Genomic DNA, 16,844 nt, shown 5'->3' on the forward strand with positions numbered 1-16,844 from the left:
TGATGATTATCAAGATTTATATAAATATAATTAGTTTAATCATAAGGAAATGATGGCTATTTTAATATCTCGGTAATTTTTTGAAATTTTTAGAATAATTTATTTTACATTTTGTTATAATCCTATATCATATACATACAGGAGAAATTTGGAAGGGTTTTAGGGCGAAGTTTCGTATCTATGTAATATCGATAGTAGTTTTTAATTACTAAATAATACTATTCATGTATACGAGGTGAAACAAATGGGGAGACGAGTAAGTGAGAAGAAAACGAAAGAACAGTTTTTATATGAAAGAAGAAGACAATTAGAAATAATGGAAGGTATTAGTAGCATCTGCAAAGGATGCGATATTTATATAGAATTGAGAAAAACGAAAGCACATAAAGAAGTTGCCAATACATGTGCAAGGAATTGTAAGTTGATTAGTAACGTACAAAAGGAGACACAGATGTTTTTAGAAACAATTCGATAAAATGAGAAGGGAGGGAAGTAACAGTTGAAATAAATCTATAAAACTTTATAAAAGACCCTCTAATTATTATAAAGTTTAAGTAATAATAATTAGAGAGGTGATATAGATGAAGTACTATTCCATAGGTGAATTTGCTGATTTAATAGGAAAGACAACTCAAACGTTAAGAAACTGGGATAAACAAAATGTTTTTAAACCACATCACGTAACGGATAGTGGTTATCGATATTACTCACAAGAACAACTTAATCACTTCTTGGGTATTAAAGGTGAAATGCAGTTAAACAAAATAGTGATAGGATACTGTAGAGTTAGCTCTCATAAACAGAAAGATGATTTGGAAAGACAAATTGATAACGTAAAAACGTATATGTTTGCTAAAGGCTATCAATTTGAAATCATCACTGATATAGGAGGTGGGATTAACTATAATAAAAAGGGATTAAATGAACTAATTGATAAGGTCACTAATTCGGAAGTAGAAAAGATTGTTATTCTTTATAAAGATCGGTTAATTCGATTTGGGTATGAATTAATCGAAAACCTATGTAATAAATATGGAACGACTATTGAGGTCATTGACCATACAAAAAAGACCGAGGAACAAGAATTAGTAGAAGATTTAATTCAGATTGTCACTGTTTTCAGCTGTAGATTGCAAGGCAAAAGAGCCAATAAAGCCAAGAAGATGATTAAGGAGTTGATGAAAAGTGATACTTGCGAGGAAAGTAAGAATAAGACCAAATAAAGAACAAGAACATCAACTTTGGAAATCCGTTGGAACAGCCCGATGGGCTTATAATTGGACATTAGGTAAACAAGAAGAAAATCACAAGCACGGTGGTAAATTTCTATCTGACGGCCTCCTTCGTAAAGAATTAACCGTTCTGAAACAAACAGAAGAATATGTATTGCTATACGAAGTATCCAATAACATTACAAAGCAAGCGATCAAAGATGCTTGTGAAGCATATAAGCGATTCTTCAAGGGACTGGCTAATAAACCATGTTTCAAAAGCAGAAGAAAATCCAAGCCGTCTTTTTACAACGATAATGTGAAATTGAAAGTTCGAAATAACGAAGTGTTGATTGAAAAAGTTGGATGGATGAAAATTTCAGAATCATTACCAGTCGATGTAAAGTATACGAATCCACGTATTCATTTCGACGGAAAGTATTGGTATTTGTCCGTTGGCGTAGAAAACGAGTGTCCCAAAATAGAATTAACAGACGTCTCACTAGGCATTGATGTTGGTGTGAAGGAACTGGCTGTTTGCTCGGATGGAGAGAAAAAGAAAAATATCAACAAAACACAAACAGTAAAAAAGGTAGAGAAACGACTTCGTAGGTTGCAACGTCAAGTTTCTCGCAAATATGAAATAAATAAGGAGGGAAACCGTTTCATCAAAACCGGCAACATTATAAAAGTCAAAAAGAAAATACAACACTTGCATAGAAGGTTGACCAATATCAGAACAAATTATCTTCATCAAGTCACGAAAGATATCGTGAAAACCAAGCCATATCGAATCGTGATGGAAACCTTGAACATCAAAGGAATGATGAAGAATAAGCACTTGTCTAAAGCTATTGCAAAACAATGTTTATATGAGCTTAAGCGACAAATTCAATATAAAAGCGAAAAATACGGTATTGAATTTATTGAAGCTGATAAATGGTATCCATCTTCTAAGATGTGTTCAAGTTGTGGAAGCATCAAGAAAGATCTAAAGCTATCTGATCGCATATACAAATGTGCTTGTAGTCATATCATAGATCGGGATTTGAATGCAGCCATCAACTTGTCACGTTATAAATTAGCCAATTAACACCTAAACGTTATGGCTAATATGTAGGATGCGTTGTATCCGAATTTACGCCCTCGGAGAGTTATATCAAACGGTAGTAGCTTTGGCAAAACTGGACTCGTAGAACAGGGAAATAAACAAACTTTATAGACTTTTATAAGGTTTTGGCAACGGAATAGGTATGAATCCATCATATAGCAGCTTGAATCGCGATGATTCATTAAATAAAACTATAACTATAACACAAGGTTCTACTGCAAGAAGTATTAAGCCAATGGCTAATCTAGAAGGAAACACTTTTGAAATTAAGGGAATTGGGAATTATAAGGTACTATCAAAACAAGAAAGTTTAAAATTATTTCAGCGGTACAAACATGGTGAAAAGGATCTACGTGATTATTTGTTTCATGTGAATGTAGGACTAGTATTATCTATTGCAAGAAAGTACAAAAACAAGCACCCTGATATAGAGTTTGATGATCTGGTTCAAGAAGGTAATGAGGGAATGTTACGGGCAATGGAAGATTTTAATCCGGCTTTAGGTTATTGCTTTTCCACGTACGCTTTTTGGTGGATACAAAAAAGTATGTTAGGAATTATATGTGAAAAAAAGTCTGGGCCTTTTAAAATCCCTAATTCTGTGAATCAATTTAATTTAAGATATGTCGAGTTAGAAGATAAATATCTACAAATGTACAACAGAACCCCTTCAGTGGAAGAAGTAGTAAAAGAGTTAAATGTAACTAGCGAAACAGTCATTAGGCACAACGTATATTATAAGCGAGCTACTACTATGACTTTGGATATAGATACAATAAATGAAGATATGGGTATATCAAATCCATTCTATGATGATAGTTCAGCAATTCCGTCAACAAATGAGATGGTAATTGAGGACTTAAATTACGAGCTATGGTTAATATTTGATGAAGTATTAAACCCAAAGCAAAAGATGGTACTAAATCTATGTTTTGGTCTTCTAGATGGTAAAGTGTATTTGCATAAAGAAATTGCAAAAGCACTTATGATAACAACTGAAAGAGTGTCACAAATAAAGGATGAAGCAATTAAAAAATTGAAGAAATGTGACTATAAAGATGAAATTTTTAATCTACTACATGAAAAGTTGAAAGTAATGGATGAACTTAATATGGCGTGAAAATATATATTCATATTTATCGGAATATACAGTATAATGAGTGGGTTGTATCTTTTTCTATCTAAAATCTGGATACAAAGTGATGTATTAAGGGTATAACATGCACTTCGAACTTCTCACCACTTAACGTCCTTACGGACTGTTTGAAGTGGGAGATTCCTGCGAACACCGATGTATCCACCGGTTATCTTAGCATGCTCTGCCCGTAGTCCCTACAGTGAAAACATAAGTATCTTGTACGTTAACTCACCACGTTTCCTACTTTAGCTTGGTTTTCGCAACTTCGGCAAACGTGGGGCGCAAGAACGTTGAAGATATGAGGTTGGTTGCAACATTTTTCTGCAACCAACCTCATATCTTCAGTTTTCAAAGAGCAATCTGTACAAGTATATGGTAGTAAACATGTTGGCTTATGCCAAGCGACATTCATCTCCCGCCTAAAATTGGTGTTTCATACTCTCACATTTTAAGGAAGGAGTTTTCTGTCGGAAAACGATAAACTCAATAGATGATAAATAAAAAAGGATAAATGGGTGCTACCTATTTATCCTTTTTTTTATTTATCATGCTTAAAAAAATAATATTATCTCTAATTTTCCTTAGTTTTTCTGTAGAAATATCTCATGATTAATTATGAAGGATGAATAATTTAATTACTCTCATTAATGAGGTACCGATAGAAAGGAGGCCATTGTTGTTATATGCAAAATAATAGAAAAAGAAACGTAATTAAGGAAAGGATTAGACAAGAAAAAGAACGACGAGAACGATTACTAGCAGAGGAAGAAGAACAATATGAGGATATCTATAAAGATCCAATAAGTGAGCAAATACAAAAAGAGCATTTAGAACAACCGCAGAACCAACGTGAAGAAAGTGTAAATGTAAATTTACCTAAAAATGAATCTTCAAATAGTAACCCAGCTCTTGATTGGATTACTACAATTCAAAAACAGGCAGGCACTTCTGAAAATGATTTAAAAATAGAAGAAACAGAGGAAGAAGCAAGGGAACGTGAAGAAGCGGAAGCGCGTAGAAAAGCAGAAGAAGAAGCAAGAAAACAGGCAGAAGCGGAAGCCCGTAGAAAAGTAGAGGCAGAAGCAAGGAAACGTGAAGAAGTAGAAGCGCGTAGAAAAGCAGAGGAAGAAGCAAGGAAGCGTGAAGAAGCGGAAGCGCGTAGAAAAGCGGAGGAAGAAGCAAGAAAACGAGCAGAAGCGGAAGCGCGTAGAAAAGCAGAGGAAGAAGCAAGGAAACAGGCAGAAGCACAACGGAAGGAAGAAGAGAAAAAACTTGAGGAAGTAAGAAAAAGAAGACTAGAGGAAGAAAAGAAAATAAAAGATGCACAAAAGAGACAAAAAATAGTTGTGGCTAAAAGCGAACCCGAAAGTGATGAAATTAATTTAAATAATGAAAGAAATCAACCAAATGAAACTAAATTTGAACAAGAAGAGAAAGTCGCAATCGATAAAAAAGGAATCTTAAATAATATGAAAAAATATAAGTACGCTATTATAGGAGTCGCATCAATTGTTTTATTAGTAGTAGCAGGTTTTGCCTTTAGCAATATGAAAAATTCACAGGCTGCATCTGCAAATAATGTAAATAGTTTGGAAGTTAATGCGAATCTAATAAATGGGTTAAGGTTATCTGCAGTTCAAAAATATCAAGATGCTGCCTTGGAATTTGATAAAGTCGATTATAAAAAATTAGGAAAAGAAGATAAAAAGGCGGTTTTATTTACGTATCTATTGAGTGGTAAAGCACAGAAGGCAATTGACTTAGAACAAGATTTTGCAGAATCAGTAGTTTCATATTATATAGCTGTAGATAATTTGAAAAAAGTAAAAGAATTAAAAACAAAAAATCCACTAATTAATTTTGAAATTGCTGCATTAGATAACAAGCATGAAGAAGTTATCAAATTAAGAGATCAAGTGCCACTAGATGGCAGAAGAGAAGGAATTATTGTTAATAGTTATTTGAAATTAAATAAATCCGAGGAAGCTAAAAAGTTTGCTCAAAAGGTTGGAAATAAAGATTTACTCGAAAAAATTAATAATTCTACACCTAATAGTTCTGCTACTTCTGTAGCAACTATAAGTGCAGGTTAGGTAATAGGGAGGAATTGATTGTGCCTTTAGATTATTCGAAAATTTTAAAGAAAGTGTTACTTACGACTACTGTAACTACCTTAAGTGTTGGGGTAGTTACAGGCTGCTCACTGTTTTCTTCTGAAAAGAAGAGCACTAAAACAGCATCAGTATCTAAAAAGAAAAAGGATAGTGAAAAAGAAAAGAAAAAAGATGAGAAAAAAGAAGAAAGTAAGAATGAACCGACTGAAAATCTAAATACTAATGATTTTGATGAAATCATTGATAATGCAAAACGTAGCTCTGACCAAAATTTAGCCGGTATCATTGAAAATAACAAAACCAAAAAGAAATTTGATGACTTAACAGATTCAATTGCAACCGCAGCTATAAACTCAGATCGAAACTTAGCCTCAGTTATTGACGGTGATAAATCAAATAATCGTTTTTCAGATTTAAATACTTCAATAGCATCAGCAACAAACAATCCTTCTGTCTCGGATAATAAGGATAGTAAGAACTTTGTATTTGGTGGCGATCTAAATATTAATGATGGTGTGGCTATTGCAGATAACTCAATACCTCCAACTAATAATGATAAAAAGCCACCTACTTCGGGTGACACTAGTGGCGGGGAAGTGAAACCGCCAACAGGTGGTGAAGGTAATAATGGAGGCGGTACAAAACCACCAACAGGCGGAGATGGTAACGATGGTGGAGGCGGTACAAAACCACCAACAGGCGGAGATGGTAACGATGGTGGTACAACAAAACCAGAAAAGGATACAGTGGCACCAGTAATTACAGCGAAACAAGGTGTAACTGTTTATGTAGGAGATAGTTTAAATGCAGGAGATTTAGTAGTAGTAAAAGATAATAAAGATCCAAACCCAGTAGTAACAGTGGGAGCGTACGATACAAGTAAAGCAGGGGCAATTCAAGTAACAGTAACGGCAACAGATGCATCAGGAAATAGCTCAAGTACAACAGTAACCGTCAGCGTAGTAGAAAAAGAGGAAGAAAAGGATACAGAAGCACCAGTAATTACAGCGAAACAAGGTGTAACCGTTTATGTAGGAGATAGCTTAAATGCAGGTGATTTGGTAGACGTAAGAGATAATAAAGATCCAAACCCAGTAGTAACAGTAGGAGCGTACGACACAAGTAAGGCAGGAGAAATTCAAGTAACAGTAACAGCAACAGATGCATCAGGAAATAGCTCAAGTACAACGGTAACCGTCAAAGTAGTAGAAAAAGAAGAGGAAAAAGATACAGAAGCACCAGTAATTACAGCAAAACAAGGTGTAACTGTACAGGTAGGAGATAGCTTAAATGCAGGAGATTTAGTAGAAGTAAAAGATAATAAAGATCCAAACCCAATAATAACAGTGGGAGCGTACGATACAAGTAAGATAGGGGAAATTCAAGTAACAGTAATGGCAACAGATGCATTAGGAAATAGCTCAAGTACAACAGTAACCGTTAAAGTAGTAGAAAAAGAAGAGAAAAAAGATACAGAAGCCCCAGTAATTACAGCGAAGCAAGGTGTGACAGTACATGTAGGGGATAGTCTAAATGTAGGAGATTTAGTAGAAGTAAAAGATAATATAGACCCAAATCCAGTAGTAACAGTGGGAGCATATGATACAAGTAAGCCAGGTACAATATCAGTTCAAGTAACGGCAGCTGATAATGCGGGTAACAGCTCAACTGCAACGGTAACAGTAAAAGTAGTAGAAAAGGAAGAAGAGAAGGATACGGAAGCCCCAGTAATAACAGCGAAACAAGGTGTAACCGTACATGTGGGAGATAAATTAAGTCCAGGAAGTTTAGTGAATGTAAAAGATAATAAAGATTCAAATCCATTAGTAACAGTAGGAGCATATGATACAAGTAAGCCAGGCGCAATATCAGTTCAAGTAACGGCAACCGATAAGGCAGGAAACAGCTCAACTGCAACAGTAAATGTGGTAGTTCTTGAGAAAGAAAAGCCAGAGCAAAAAACAGCTGAAACAACATTTAAAGAACAAGGTAATGGATTACTTGCAGCAAATTCTAATGATGTAGCTAAATAGGTTTTTACCAAAATGATAATATGGTAAAAGTAAAGGATCTCAACTACTAGTAGGGATTCTTTTTTTATTAATTAATATACGGAAAATTCTATTATTTTATCTTGTAATGGATTTATACTATTTTCTTAAAACTTCCCAAGTCTATTGAATGGCTTATAGCGTAGAACCGCCTTGCCTTCTATATTATTCAAAGGTATAAAGCCTATTTCTTTAAATCTGCTGTCTAAACTTTCCTCACGATTATCTCCTAATACAAAAATTGTATCATTCGGAACCCTATCGAAACCGTAAATACTTTTTAATGAAAAACCAGCTGTCTTACCTTTTGAGTATAGATCTTTTACCACAAGTCCATTTATATAAAGCTGTTTTGATTTATTATTAGAAGTGTTTTCTAGGGGGGAATTAACAACAACTATATCAAATCTTTGCAGAGCTTCTATTGAATGGATGAAGTGATTAATTAAAACCTTATCATTATTGAATAAGGAGTTTTCCATAGAAACCCCAGAAACCTTATATGGAAAAAAAACGAACTGTCTTAGTAAAAGCAAGGTAATACCAATTATAAAGATTGATATTGGAAAAACAGAAATTAGACGTTTTTTCAATTTAAGATCAAATTCCATTCTGAAGGTTTATAATATTCATCATAACGTATATTTAACGAATTAAATATTCTGAATATGGTTGTTTTTGTAGGTGTAATTTGTTAAAATTAAGTATACCTTTTTTAAATTTCGATTTTTTATATTTATAACTACTATAGCCCTTTCGGGGTTTCGATTTTCAAAGATAGTTTAAGTTTTTTACTTTTACTTTCTTTTTAAATACAACTCCGAAAAGGGCTTTTTTGCATTTTTTGGAGAACATCACAATGTGAAAGGATGAAGACTTTATGAAGATTAAGAGATTATTTTTAATGTTAGGCGTTTTAGCTATGATGTTTGTTTTTTATAACACCTTTATAAAGGATGAACCTCAAACAGAAGCGTTAACACCAATCAAAGTAGAAGATTTGAAAGAAAAAATTCAATACGATTATTTGTTTGAAGATGAATTATCACAAAATGTGATTAACGACTTAGGAGGGCAATTCAAATTAATATTTGATGATATTGATAAGAATGGCCACTTAACTATTTATCAAAAAAAAGAGAACTAGAAATGTTTTTAGGAAATCATGTAACAACTGTAGAATTAGCTGATGAATTTACATCAGATTATTTTAGTACAAATAAGAATTACAAAGTTACTTATAAAAGTAAACCAAGTCTATTTAATTATGAAAAACCAAGAACTATTACAAAAGTCAAAAAAGGATTGTTTTTGGTAAAACAAAACGGCTTAATTCTGGAATTTAAATATGTACCAGAAATAAATGGATTTCGAGTTTCTGAGATTACATATTTAAAATAAGAAAATATCGGGGGATTTACTATGTTATTACAAATCAGAACTGTTATTGCTGATGCATTAAGAATTGATGAAGAAGTGAATGGTTTTTTGAAGTATTGTGCTAAGCATGGAAAAATAGTTGGAAAAATAACACCAAGCGGATTCATAGAACGTGAACAAGGCCAACCGCTTTTGGTTATGGTAATCGAATATGAAGAGAAAAATTAACTGTAGTTATGAAAAAGATGAGGATTAATTCCTTGTCTTTTTTATTTTCTAAGAAAGGTGAATATATCGAGTATGAAAATAATAAAAAAAGTGGCCGTCTTTAATAACAAAGAATTCTCGAATTCTTTGTTAGAAATGAATAATCGGGAATCAGATGTGGCGGATTTAATGGTCCCATATTATTATTTCTTATTTAAGCGTAAGGTATTGTGGTTAGTACGTGAGACAGGAACTAGAATAATAAACTTATACAACTATGAAAATGAAGAGAATAAAAAAGTAGCATTTGAGATATTGGAATTCTATATTCATCAAAATTGTAGTGTAATCTACAGCATAATTGATGGGAGATTGAAAAAATTAAATAACCATCAGGCTTTAGAATTATTAGAAAGTGTAAAGATATCAAAGAATTTGATTTGTTAACTTGAGAAAGTTAAATAACAAAATAAATTTCCTGAATTTAAAGATAAAACAAACTTCAATGTGATATAATTTAGTTGCATTTTTTTCTTTTTCTTTTTTATATTACTAATTACTTATAACCTTTCGGGTTAATGAAATTACACAAAAAGGAACTTTATGTTACTTTATTTCATTGTGTAAACAATTCATTTTCCTGGAAGGTTATTTGTTTTTGCCTGAAAGGGGTGATGCTATGTTATAGCAACTAATTATTAAATAGAAACTGCTGCTGCAATGTTAAAAGTTTTTCTAAAAGGGGTGCATATTATGTTGGTTACAGTAATTGTTTCAGTTGTGGCTGGTATGGTCTCAGGATTGGCTAGTCATTACATCACAAACAAAAAGTTTTTGTTGCCTCGTAAGAGCAAGCTTGCATTTCACCCGGGTTTCTTGGGAGAGATGTTTGTAGGAAGTATTGCTTCACTCGTTGGTGTTGCAATGTTTAACCCTGAAACAATGATGGATATTCTTAAGGTGAGTATTCTTGCTGGGATTTCAGGGCAAGCTTTCCTGCTGCACAATCGCTTGGCAACGGAACAAGTAAAAACCGACGAGATTCAGTCGATTTCAAAGAAATTGAACGAACTCGAAAAAAAGAATAAGGAATAATAGAGGAGTAATCTGGTATAAATAGAAATAGAGAGATGAGGAGATTTGGTTATGTAACGGCCAAATAAAGTGAGTTGAGTTGAGGTGAGCCCGATGTCTCGAAAGGAAGTTTTTGATTATCTAGATGATCAAGAAAAAGAAGATTTAGCAGAATGGACAGAAGAGCTTAAGAATGCTCAATCTACGAAAGCAGTCAAACTTTATTCAGATAAGATAAAGGAACTGCTAGGAAAGATTGAACAGCGAATGATTAGTTCAGGAGAGGAAGCAGCGACGGTTAGCTTCTAATTGAATAGCAAAATAAAAAGAGGCTGGTGGAGAATCAATCCATCAACCTCTTTTTATCTTATAAATATAAAAACATTTTCTCTTTATAAAACGAAAGATTAAATAAGTGAGATTGCTGATGAATTTTCATTATTAATATCTATAGCAAGTTGTCCAAAGGGGTAAGAGGCAATGTGTATACCTTCATGGTAAATATTTCATTTTTCATTAGTTTAAAACCTAAAAAGAGCACTTAATAAAGTGCTCTCGTGACGAGATTATCCATTTGTAAAGACTATTTCAATATATAGAGAAAGGAACACAGAATATTATATGTATGCCCAGTTAATTGAGTGCTTTTTACAAACAAAGAGCAGCTAGCAAAAGCTAACTACTCGGTTCTCCAAGGGGGAACAAGGAGAAAATCTAATGTCATCTACAGTATTGACGGAATATTGAGTTTTAATCAAGAGAGATTATATTTTACAAATTAGATTATGATAGCCGATATTCTCCATATTGACCAGAAAAGAACCCAAAATTCTATTGAAATTCCAAGTGTTCTTTTCCTAGTTTTTTGAAATTCTTTTATTAAATAGCCAACAGCACTAATTGCTATAAGAATGAAAAGAATAAGTTCTAGTGTAACTGGCATTTGATCTACTCCTAATCTATTGATTTAATTCAGTATATAATGATTGAAAGATATTTTTTGTGGTTATTGGTGAAAAATTAAACAAAACCATCTCTTTACGAAAAAAGGTCCTGTTGTCTCCAACAGAACCTTTCCTAAAATGGCAAAGAGTAACTCTTACCTTACTCTTTGTTTATATACTACAGGAGTGTTAATGAAAATCCAAGGCTCCTTATATTGAGAAATAAAGAAGAATCATTCTAAAGAATCTTATCTTTGTTATAAATATAAGAGCAGTTAGCAAAAACTAACTGCTCATCTCCAAGGGGGAACAAGGAGAAAAATCTAATGTCATCTATATTATTGACGGAATATTGAGTTTTATTAACAAGAAACTACGTTTAACTTAATGCATAGCCCACAATCAAAGTTAGTGTTAAAAACACTGATAATAACAATGTTAGTAAGACTGTTGCTACACTCCTAAGCATCGCAATCCAATTATTCATCTTAGAAAATCCTATAATGCCAGCAAAAAAAGTTCCTATTGTTAAAACTAGTAATATAAATAAAGGGTGAATGTGTAATGAATCCGTGAAAAATTTGAATAGTTCAAGTGGAATTTCAAAATATAAACGGAATAGTCCAACGCAAATCAAAGAGCATATAAAGGACCATAGATTGATGTTATGCTTCATTGCTTCCTCCTATGTTATTAAAATATTTCCATTTAATTTTACTGGGAAATTAAAGAAAAAGATAGCGGTTATAAATCGAAATGAATTTTTTAACAAAATAATTCTTTGAATAGAAAGAGAGGAATAACAATGGGACTAGGAAACCGTGGAATGGCATTTGAAATGCTTATCAATCTAGCGAACGAAATGTATCAAAGAGGTGGAGTGGCGCTTATAAACAAGCGTCCGACTCCTGTAAAGGTGTTAAAGAGTAAAGGTGGCCGTGTATTAAATAGATTCTATGAAGCTAAAAGTACAGTGGACTATGATGGCGTTTATAAGGGACGAGCTATTGCGTTTGAAGCGAAATCTACAGAGAATGCTACACGTTTTGATTTAAAGAATATTACACAGCATCAACTAGATTACCTGGAGAAAGCAGAGAAGATGGGAGCGATTTGTTTCTTCCTTATTGAGTTTAGCAAGGGCAAGTCGGTATTCGTTGTACCACTATCAGTCATTCAATCTTATGTAAGGATGTCTCATCAACCGAAGGGCAAGAAGTCTATACCGAGAGCAGACTTTGGTATTTATGGATACTTAGTAGATCAGACAGAACGAGCGCCGATTGATTATTTACAATACATCGATGAGCAAGGATTTACACCGGTAATAGATGGCATGATTCAATTTGATCAGGACCATACAAGGGTAGCGAATAACATTGAGGCAGCAAAAGAGAAGATAAATAACAAGAAACGTAAATTGTTAAAAGTTTAATGGATAGCGGAACAATGACTAACAGTGTGGTGGGGGCTGTATTGTAGTCATCATTCCCTTATTCAGTAGTTTGACAGTAAAATTTGACGTACCTGATGTGAATATAAAAACCGAAATTTGAAATAGGAGGATTCAAAATTGGAGAAACAATTGACTTTGTTACCGAATATCGATTATAAGAAAGTACAGAAGGAAGTAGTAAGCGTATTAAAGGAATACAGAGCAATCAAGATGCAATTCAGCAATGACGTGGAGCAAGAAGGGATCAGTTTGTTTCCTGAGTTACGTGATTCAAGGAATACGAGTAAATGGAAGGTGCAGCAGGTTGAAAAGGCACTTAATAACTTATTAGATGAGAATGAGCGTAATATTGTAGAGCAAAAGTTCCTGACAAATGAGAGAGTAAAGGATTCAGATGTTTATCACGATCTATTACTCGAGAAGACATACTTCTATGAGAAGAAGCAGAGTGCGGTTAAGTTGATTGCTACAGCGCTGGGAATAATCTAAAAAGCGCGAACAAAACGCGGACTTTTTGGGGGACTAAATAAAAACGTAAAAATTATAAACTATTCCGATAAACAGTTCTTTGAAAAAAGAATACGTTTTGGGGATAGCGTTCCCATTATAATAACGTTACTTGGTGACGCGGAGGCGTGGAGAAGGTTGAGAGTTATCTTGACCTTGGAAGAGGAACTTTTACGATTTGTTTTTTTATTTCTCTCCATTAGATATGTGAACTATGGGGAGTTTTGAAAAACATAACTTTTGAATTACTTAATAAAAATATATATAATTATATTAATGTTAATATATTAAGTAGTTAAAAATGGGGAAATAAAAATGAAGATTAAATTTGATGTGGTTAAAGATGAAAATTTTGATTTTACTTTATTAGAAACAAAATTGCTGAAAACTTTTAAAGAAGTAGATAATGTAGCAATAATTGAAAAGGTTGAAGATAAAATTTTTGAAAAAGATGATGTGCAAACCCATTTGGCGGAGATTACTATTAATGTTACAGGAAAAAATATTGGATATAGATCAGCTTCAGCTAGTATATTCATTGTTCTAGAAAGTCTATTAATAGAGCTATTCAATATTAATATTAGTACACATTAAGCATCCAAAATGGATGCTTTTTTCTTTGTTATATAGAAATTACACATTAAAACAGTGAACATTCTAATAAGGCAAGCATATGATGAATCGTGGGACGAGTTATCATATGAGGTGAAACTTGGAGCGCCATACTTATTTGTTGAAGGGTACCTAATGAACGGGTACTCTTTTTATTTTGCACCTTTTATAAGGACAAGCATATATTGGAGTATGGGGTAACCCCACTTCATATATTTGAGCACCTGCAATCGTAAGGTGCTCTTTATTTTGTACAAAATGGTCATTTGAATTAAATGTTTATATAAATAGATAGAATCTAATTATTTGATTCACATTTTAATCCAAGGGGTACAAATTCGATGCGGCGTGAAAAGGATTTGTTGAAACAATGGAAGGCGGATTTGCAAGCTTTACAAGAAGAGAAGAGGCTGAAGAAGAAGGATAAGAAAAACAATAAAAAATATAGCATTCCTGGTAATACAGCTGACTTCATGAATGGTAAGAATACTTATCATAAAAAGAATGAGGTATGGAAGCAAAGAAATAAATGACGTGAGGGTAAATAAATCGATTAAACCAATAGCAATTATCGTAGACGCTACCGCAATCTGGGTGGCGTCTTGTTTGTTGTTAAGGAAAGATAAGGGGTGAAATGGATTTGAAGCTTAAAGACTAGATAATAATATTATTACTTTAAAATGCAGAAAGTAGACTAGTAAACAAGCTGTTTTTGTTTTTTAGCATAAGATATGATGAATCTTAAAGTTAAGAGGAGGTAATCATATTTATGGGATGTAATTGTAATTTCAGACATTGCAGAGATTGTAATAGATTTTGGGATGATTTAATGTTCTGCGGACGCAGACATAGAGATTGTGATGATCGTCGTTGTAGACGTGACTGTGACTGTGATGAATGTCATCGTAGACGTAATCATGATCGTGACTGTGATAAGCGTAAGGATTGGTAAATTCCTATTGGAGAGGGCTTTGAAGAAAAGCGCTCTTTTTTTGTACATGGATTTTCTGGTCTTATTTGTTGAGGAAGGATAAGGACTAACAAAACAAACGAACACAACGGATGGAAATGATGAGGAAGGGTCAGTCGAATTGAAGTCAGATGGAAAAGAGTATGGCTTAACGAAACGCGAGTTAGAGATTTTGAATCTTTTGTCTCAAGGAATCCGTTATAAAACAATTGCTTCGAAACTTTACTTATCAAATGGCACAGTTAGAAATTATGCCTCTACTCTTTATGACAAGCTAGAAGTCAAAAATCAGGAAGAAGCCGTGCAAAAAGCAAGAGATACAGGATTACTCTCGTAAGAGGGAGTGCTGTCATCTGCTAGGGGTACGTGAATTTCAGGGACCAAACTTCAAAAAATGTAATTTGAATGTCTGTTATAGGCGATTTTATAGATTCTATAAATAATGTTTAATTTTTAATAAAGACAATCATATAAAACCCAACATAATTGATCTTATGTCGGGTTTTATAGTGAACATTAGCGTTGTAACCCTTATACATGAGGATGGCCCCCATACCCCGAATCAGTCACATATCCTTGAAAACCACCAGTTAAATACAAACTGAATAACTCATTATTATTTTTAAACATTTTATTATGAAAAAGTTAGAGAATTATCTTAGTTATTAAATAGATTCTGCCTATACTTTAAGTAGAGTCCAATTTATTAAATTTAAATAGTTTATATGCTCATATATAGAATTTTGAAGGGGGTATATTGTAAATGATTCCAACGTCAACATACGTGGCTAAATGGGTATTAGATGACTTAACACTTGCATCAAGACCAAATCAGGGGATCAAACTAAGTACATTTAAAAAGTTAGAGAAACTTTATGTAGAATACAGAGAAATGATTGAGGGAGATACTAGCTTTGAAATCACACATTATTTGCTAGAGTTTATCAATCCGCATAATCTCTTTGTAGTAAGAGAGGGTTACTATATATTTGATAATAAAACAATGAAATTTATTAAAGTATCGGATGATATTCATTTTTCAAATCAAAGCTTAGCGTATTGTAATAATGGAGTTGCAGTGGATTTAATAAACGGAAAAATGCATTTTTTAGAAGGGCATTATTATAAAGTTAAGACCTCATATGTTGATTTATTAAAAGGAGAAACTATCCCTGTAATGGTACTAAGTCATTTAGATAATAATGTTGGAGTATCAGTTCCTTTGACAATGTTTAATGAGGAAAGAACTTTTAAAATTTCAGAGAGTTATATAGTTGATCTTACCTCAAAAAATTGTAACAATGAGAGTGAATTTAGTGAAAAGGGAAATATAATACGATTTTTAAAACCTTCTATTGTGTAGTTAAGATATATATGTTAATTAAATTCATAATGAATTTAAGAGGGTGAAAAAATTGTCTTTTGAAATGTATACAGCCTTTCGAGGTAAAGTAATTATAAAGGATGAATATAAAGAATTGGTGGAATTAATAAGTACAGGAAACTGGGAAGAAGAGAATGACTATTATACAAATTTAAAAGGCTATGAATGGTCATTTATAGCCAATCTAAAGAATTACAGAGTTAAAGAACATAACGTAACACCTATTTCATTATTTATGAATGTGATATTAAAAGAAGTAGCAGCACATATTATAAAACTGGAAGTTTGGTATGGTGAATCTGATGGACCAGAAGAATATATTTTTATAAATAATGAATTTATAAAGAAGTTGTAGCAGTAATAGAATATTGCTGCTTTTTTATTTCTTAATAGACTAAAATTATTGTTGTTGGCTTCATATATATTCATTTATAATAGAATATGAAAAAATTTACACTGCAATAATAAAGATTTTATTATACAAGAGCTGGGAGCAGCTCTTTTTATTTTGTTCAGGGGGAGTGTGAAAGAAAAAAGTTTATGTTAGTGGCGAAGTTAAATGATCTAATAGAAAATAAAAAATTAGAATTAGTAGAACTGGTAAATAAACACGGCTTTAGTCATATGAAAGTCCTCCATTTAAGTCAGGAAATTGATAAATTAATTAATAAATATATGATTATAA

Annotated in this window: 20 protein-coding genes and 2 pseudogenes; 20 read left to right on the forward strand and 2 right to left on the reverse strand. The window is 32.7% G+C overall.

Going from position 1 to position 16,844, the window contains the following annotated elements:
* Positions 1-244: 244 nt before the first annotated feature.
* From RBB48_RS29940 to RBB48_RS29965, 6 genes are all read left to right on the forward strand, one after another.
* Positions 245-475 carry a hypothetical protein gene (locus RBB48_RS29940; protein ID WP_088062797.1) on the forward strand — a complete coding sequence of 77 codons (231 nt, stop codon included), beginning with the start codon at positions 245-247 and terminating at the stop codon, positions 473-475.
* A 106-nt stretch (positions 476-581) separates the two neighbouring features.
* Complete coding sequence (locus tag RBB48_RS29945) at positions 582-1,223, forward strand: IS607 family transposase (RefSeq protein ID WP_075313709.1); 642 nt, start codon at positions 582-584, stop codon at positions 1,221-1,223.
* Positions 1,186-2,304 (forward strand): RNA-guided endonuclease InsQ/TnpB family protein, encoded by a 1,119-nt coding sequence (locus RBB48_RS29950; protein ID WP_306008708.1) that lies wholly within the window; start codon positions 1,186-1,188, stop codon positions 2,302-2,304. Before RBB48_RS29945 ends, RBB48_RS29950 begins: the two co-directional genes overlap by 38 nt.
* 160 nt (positions 2,305-2,464) lie before the next feature.
* Positions 2,465-3,442, forward strand: a complete 978-nt coding sequence (locus RBB48_RS29955) for a sigma-70 family RNA polymerase sigma factor (protein WP_306008709.1) — start codon at positions 2,465-2,467, stop codon at positions 3,440-3,442.
* A 701-nt stretch (positions 3,443-4,143) separates the two neighbouring features.
* On the forward strand, positions 4,144-5,553 hold the full coding sequence (locus RBB48_RS29960) for a hypothetical protein (RefSeq protein ID WP_306008710.1): 1,410 nt from the start codon (positions 4,144-4,146) through the stop codon (positions 5,551-5,553).
* A 20-nt stretch (positions 5,554-5,573) separates the two neighbouring features.
* A complete protein-coding gene (locus tag RBB48_RS29965) occupies positions 5,574-7,607 on the forward strand; it encodes an adhesin (RefSeq protein WP_306008711.1) in 2,034 nt (677 codons plus the stop codon).
* Between the two features lie 125 nt (positions 7,608-7,732).
* Here RBB48_RS29965 and lepB read toward each other — a convergent pair whose 3' ends face one another.
* Entirely contained in the window at positions 7,733-8,236 is a 504-nt protein-coding gene (gene lepB, locus RBB48_RS29970; RefSeq protein WP_306008712.1) for a signal peptidase I, read from the reverse strand.
* Positions 8,237-8,505: 269 nt separating this feature from the next.
* On the opposite strand from lepB, the pseudogene RBB48_RS31820 reads away from it, so the two are divergent.
* From RBB48_RS31820 to RBB48_RS30000, 5 genes and pseudogenes are all read left to right on the forward strand, one after another.
* Positions 8,506-9,026: pseudogene (locus tag RBB48_RS31820) on the forward strand (peptide ABC transporter ATP-binding protein).
* 21 nt (positions 9,027-9,047) lie between these two features.
* Positions 9,048-9,233 carry a hypothetical protein gene (locus RBB48_RS29985; RefSeq protein ID WP_088062789.1) on the forward strand — a complete coding sequence of 62 codons (186 nt, stop codon included), beginning with the start codon at positions 9,048-9,050 and terminating at the stop codon, positions 9,231-9,233.
* A gap of 72 nt (positions 9,234-9,305) precedes the next feature.
* On the forward strand, positions 9,306-9,659 hold the full coding sequence (locus tag RBB48_RS29990; protein WP_306008713.1) for a hypothetical protein: 354 nt from the start codon (positions 9,306-9,308) through the stop codon (positions 9,657-9,659).
* Positions 9,660-9,965: 306 nt separating this feature from the next.
* Positions 9,966-10,307: a DUF4257 domain-containing protein gene (locus tag RBB48_RS29995; protein ID WP_000961794.1), complete on the forward strand. Its 342-nt coding sequence runs from the start codon at positions 9,966-9,968 to the stop codon at positions 10,305-10,307.
* Between the two features lie 93 nt (positions 10,308-10,400).
* Positions 10,401-10,595, forward strand: a complete 195-nt coding sequence (locus RBB48_RS30000; protein WP_000087398.1) for a hypothetical protein — start codon at positions 10,401-10,403, stop codon at positions 10,593-10,595.
* 1,014 nt (positions 10,596-11,609) lie between these two features.
* Here the strand turns inward: RBB48_RS30000 and RBB48_RS30005 are convergent.
* Entirely contained in the window at positions 11,610-11,906 is a 297-nt protein-coding gene (locus RBB48_RS30005) for a hypothetical protein (protein WP_088064887.1), read from the reverse strand.
* A 129-nt stretch (positions 11,907-12,035) separates the two neighbouring features.
* Between RBB48_RS30005 and RBB48_RS30010 the strand changes: the two genes are divergently transcribed.
* The 9 genes and pseudogenes from RBB48_RS30010 to RBB48_RS30050 form a co-directional block, all read left to right on the forward strand.
* A complete protein-coding gene (locus RBB48_RS30010) occupies positions 12,036-12,665 on the forward strand; it encodes a Holliday junction resolvase RecU (RefSeq protein WP_306008714.1) in 630 nt (209 codons plus the stop codon).
* A 138-nt stretch (positions 12,666-12,803) separates the two neighbouring features.
* Positions 12,804-13,175 carry an ArpU family phage packaging/lysis transcriptional regulator gene (locus RBB48_RS30015; RefSeq protein WP_306008715.1) on the forward strand — a complete coding sequence of 124 codons (372 nt, stop codon included), beginning with the start codon at positions 12,804-12,806 and terminating at the stop codon, positions 13,173-13,175.
* A 333-nt stretch (positions 13,176-13,508) separates the two neighbouring features.
* Positions 13,509-13,787 carry a hypothetical protein gene (locus RBB48_RS30020; RefSeq protein WP_306008716.1) on the forward strand — a complete coding sequence of 93 codons (279 nt, stop codon included), beginning with the start codon at positions 13,509-13,511 and terminating at the stop codon, positions 13,785-13,787.
* Between the two features lie 359 nt (positions 13,788-14,146).
* Positions 14,147-14,338, forward strand: a complete 192-nt coding sequence (locus RBB48_RS30025) for a hypothetical protein (RefSeq protein ID WP_306008717.1) — start codon at positions 14,147-14,149, stop codon at positions 14,336-14,338.
* Between the two features lie 236 nt (positions 14,339-14,574).
* Complete coding sequence (locus tag RBB48_RS30030; RefSeq protein WP_306008718.1) at positions 14,575-14,757, forward strand: hypothetical protein; 183 nt, start codon at positions 14,575-14,577, stop codon at positions 14,755-14,757.
* A 109-nt stretch (positions 14,758-14,866) separates the two neighbouring features.
* Positions 14,867-15,112, forward strand: a pseudogene (locus tag RBB48_RS30035) (response regulator transcription factor); the annotation flags it as partial.
* 426 nt (positions 15,113-15,538) lie between these two features.
* A complete protein-coding gene (locus RBB48_RS30040) occupies positions 15,539-16,138 on the forward strand; it encodes a hypothetical protein (RefSeq protein ID WP_088610550.1) in 600 nt (199 codons plus the stop codon).
* Positions 16,139-16,202: 64 nt separating this feature from the next.
* Positions 16,203-16,514, forward strand: a complete 312-nt coding sequence (locus tag RBB48_RS30045; RefSeq protein WP_097890072.1) for a hypothetical protein — start codon at positions 16,203-16,205, stop codon at positions 16,512-16,514.
* 185 nt (positions 16,515-16,699) lie between these two features.
* Positions 16,700-16,844, forward strand: a 145-nt coding sequence (locus RBB48_RS30050) for an aspartyl-phosphate phosphatase Spo0E family protein (RefSeq protein ID WP_306008719.1), incomplete at its 3' end; no start/stop codon positions are given.

Origin of the sequence: Bacillus sp. MMSF_3353, from assembly GCF_030733445.1 — a bacterium.
Classification (GTDB): Bacteria; Bacillota; Bacilli; order Bacillales; family Bacillaceae_G; genus Bacillus_A; species Bacillus_A wiedmannii.

Coding starts and splice junctions, on each gene's coding strand:
- RBB48_RS30025 (WP_306008717.1), top strand. CDS start 14,147: ATGCGGCGTGAAAAGGATTTGTTGAAACAATGGAAGGCGGATTTGCAA.
- RBB48_RS30030 (WP_306008718.1), top strand. CDS start 14,575: ATGGGATGTAATTGTAATTTCAGACATTGCAGAGATTGTAATAGATTT.
- RBB48_RS29995 (WP_000961794.1), top strand. CDS start 9,966: ATGTTGGTTACAGTAATTGTTTCAGTTGTGGCTGGTATGGTCTCAGGA.
- lepB (WP_306008712.1), bottom strand. CDS start 8,236: ATGGAATTTGATCTTAAATTGAAAAAACGTCTAATTTCTGTTTTTCCA.
- RBB48_RS29960 (WP_306008710.1), top strand. CDS start 4,144: ATGCAAAATAATAGAAAAAGAAACGTAATTAAGGAAAGGATTAGACAA.
- RBB48_RS30010 (WP_306008714.1), top strand. CDS start 12,036: ATGGGACTAGGAAACCGTGGAATGGCATTTGAAATGCTTATCAATCTA.
- RBB48_RS30005 (WP_088064887.1), bottom strand. CDS start 11,906: ATGAAGCATAACATCAATCTATGGTCCTTTATATGCTCTTTGATTTGC.
- RBB48_RS29955 (WP_306008709.1), top strand. CDS start 2,465: ATGAATCCATCATATAGCAGCTTGAATCGCGATGATTCATTAAATAAA.
- RBB48_RS29945 (WP_075313709.1), top strand. CDS start 582: ATGAAGTACTATTCCATAGGTGAATTTGCTGATTTAATAGGAAAGACA.
- RBB48_RS30000 (WP_000087398.1), top strand. CDS start 10,401: ATGTCTCGAAAGGAAGTTTTTGATTATCTAGATGATCAAGAAAAAGAA.
- RBB48_RS29940 (WP_088062797.1), top strand. CDS start 245: ATGGGGAGACGAGTAAGTGAGAAGAAAACGAAAGAACAGTTTTTATAT.
- RBB48_RS30040 (WP_088610550.1), top strand. CDS start 15,539: ATGATTCCAACGTCAACATACGTGGCTAAATGGGTATTAGATGACTTA.
- RBB48_RS30045 (WP_097890072.1), top strand. CDS start 16,203: ATGTATACAGCCTTTCGAGGTAAAGTAATTATAAAGGATGAATATAAA.
- RBB48_RS29985 (WP_088062789.1), top strand. CDS start 9,048: ATGTTATTACAAATCAGAACTGTTATTGCTGATGCATTAAGAATTGAT.
- RBB48_RS29990 (WP_306008713.1), top strand. CDS start 9,306: ATGAAAATAATAAAAAAAGTGGCCGTCTTTAATAACAAAGAATTCTCG.
- RBB48_RS30020 (WP_306008716.1), top strand. CDS start 13,509: ATGAAGATTAAATTTGATGTGGTTAAAGATGAAAATTTTGATTTTACT.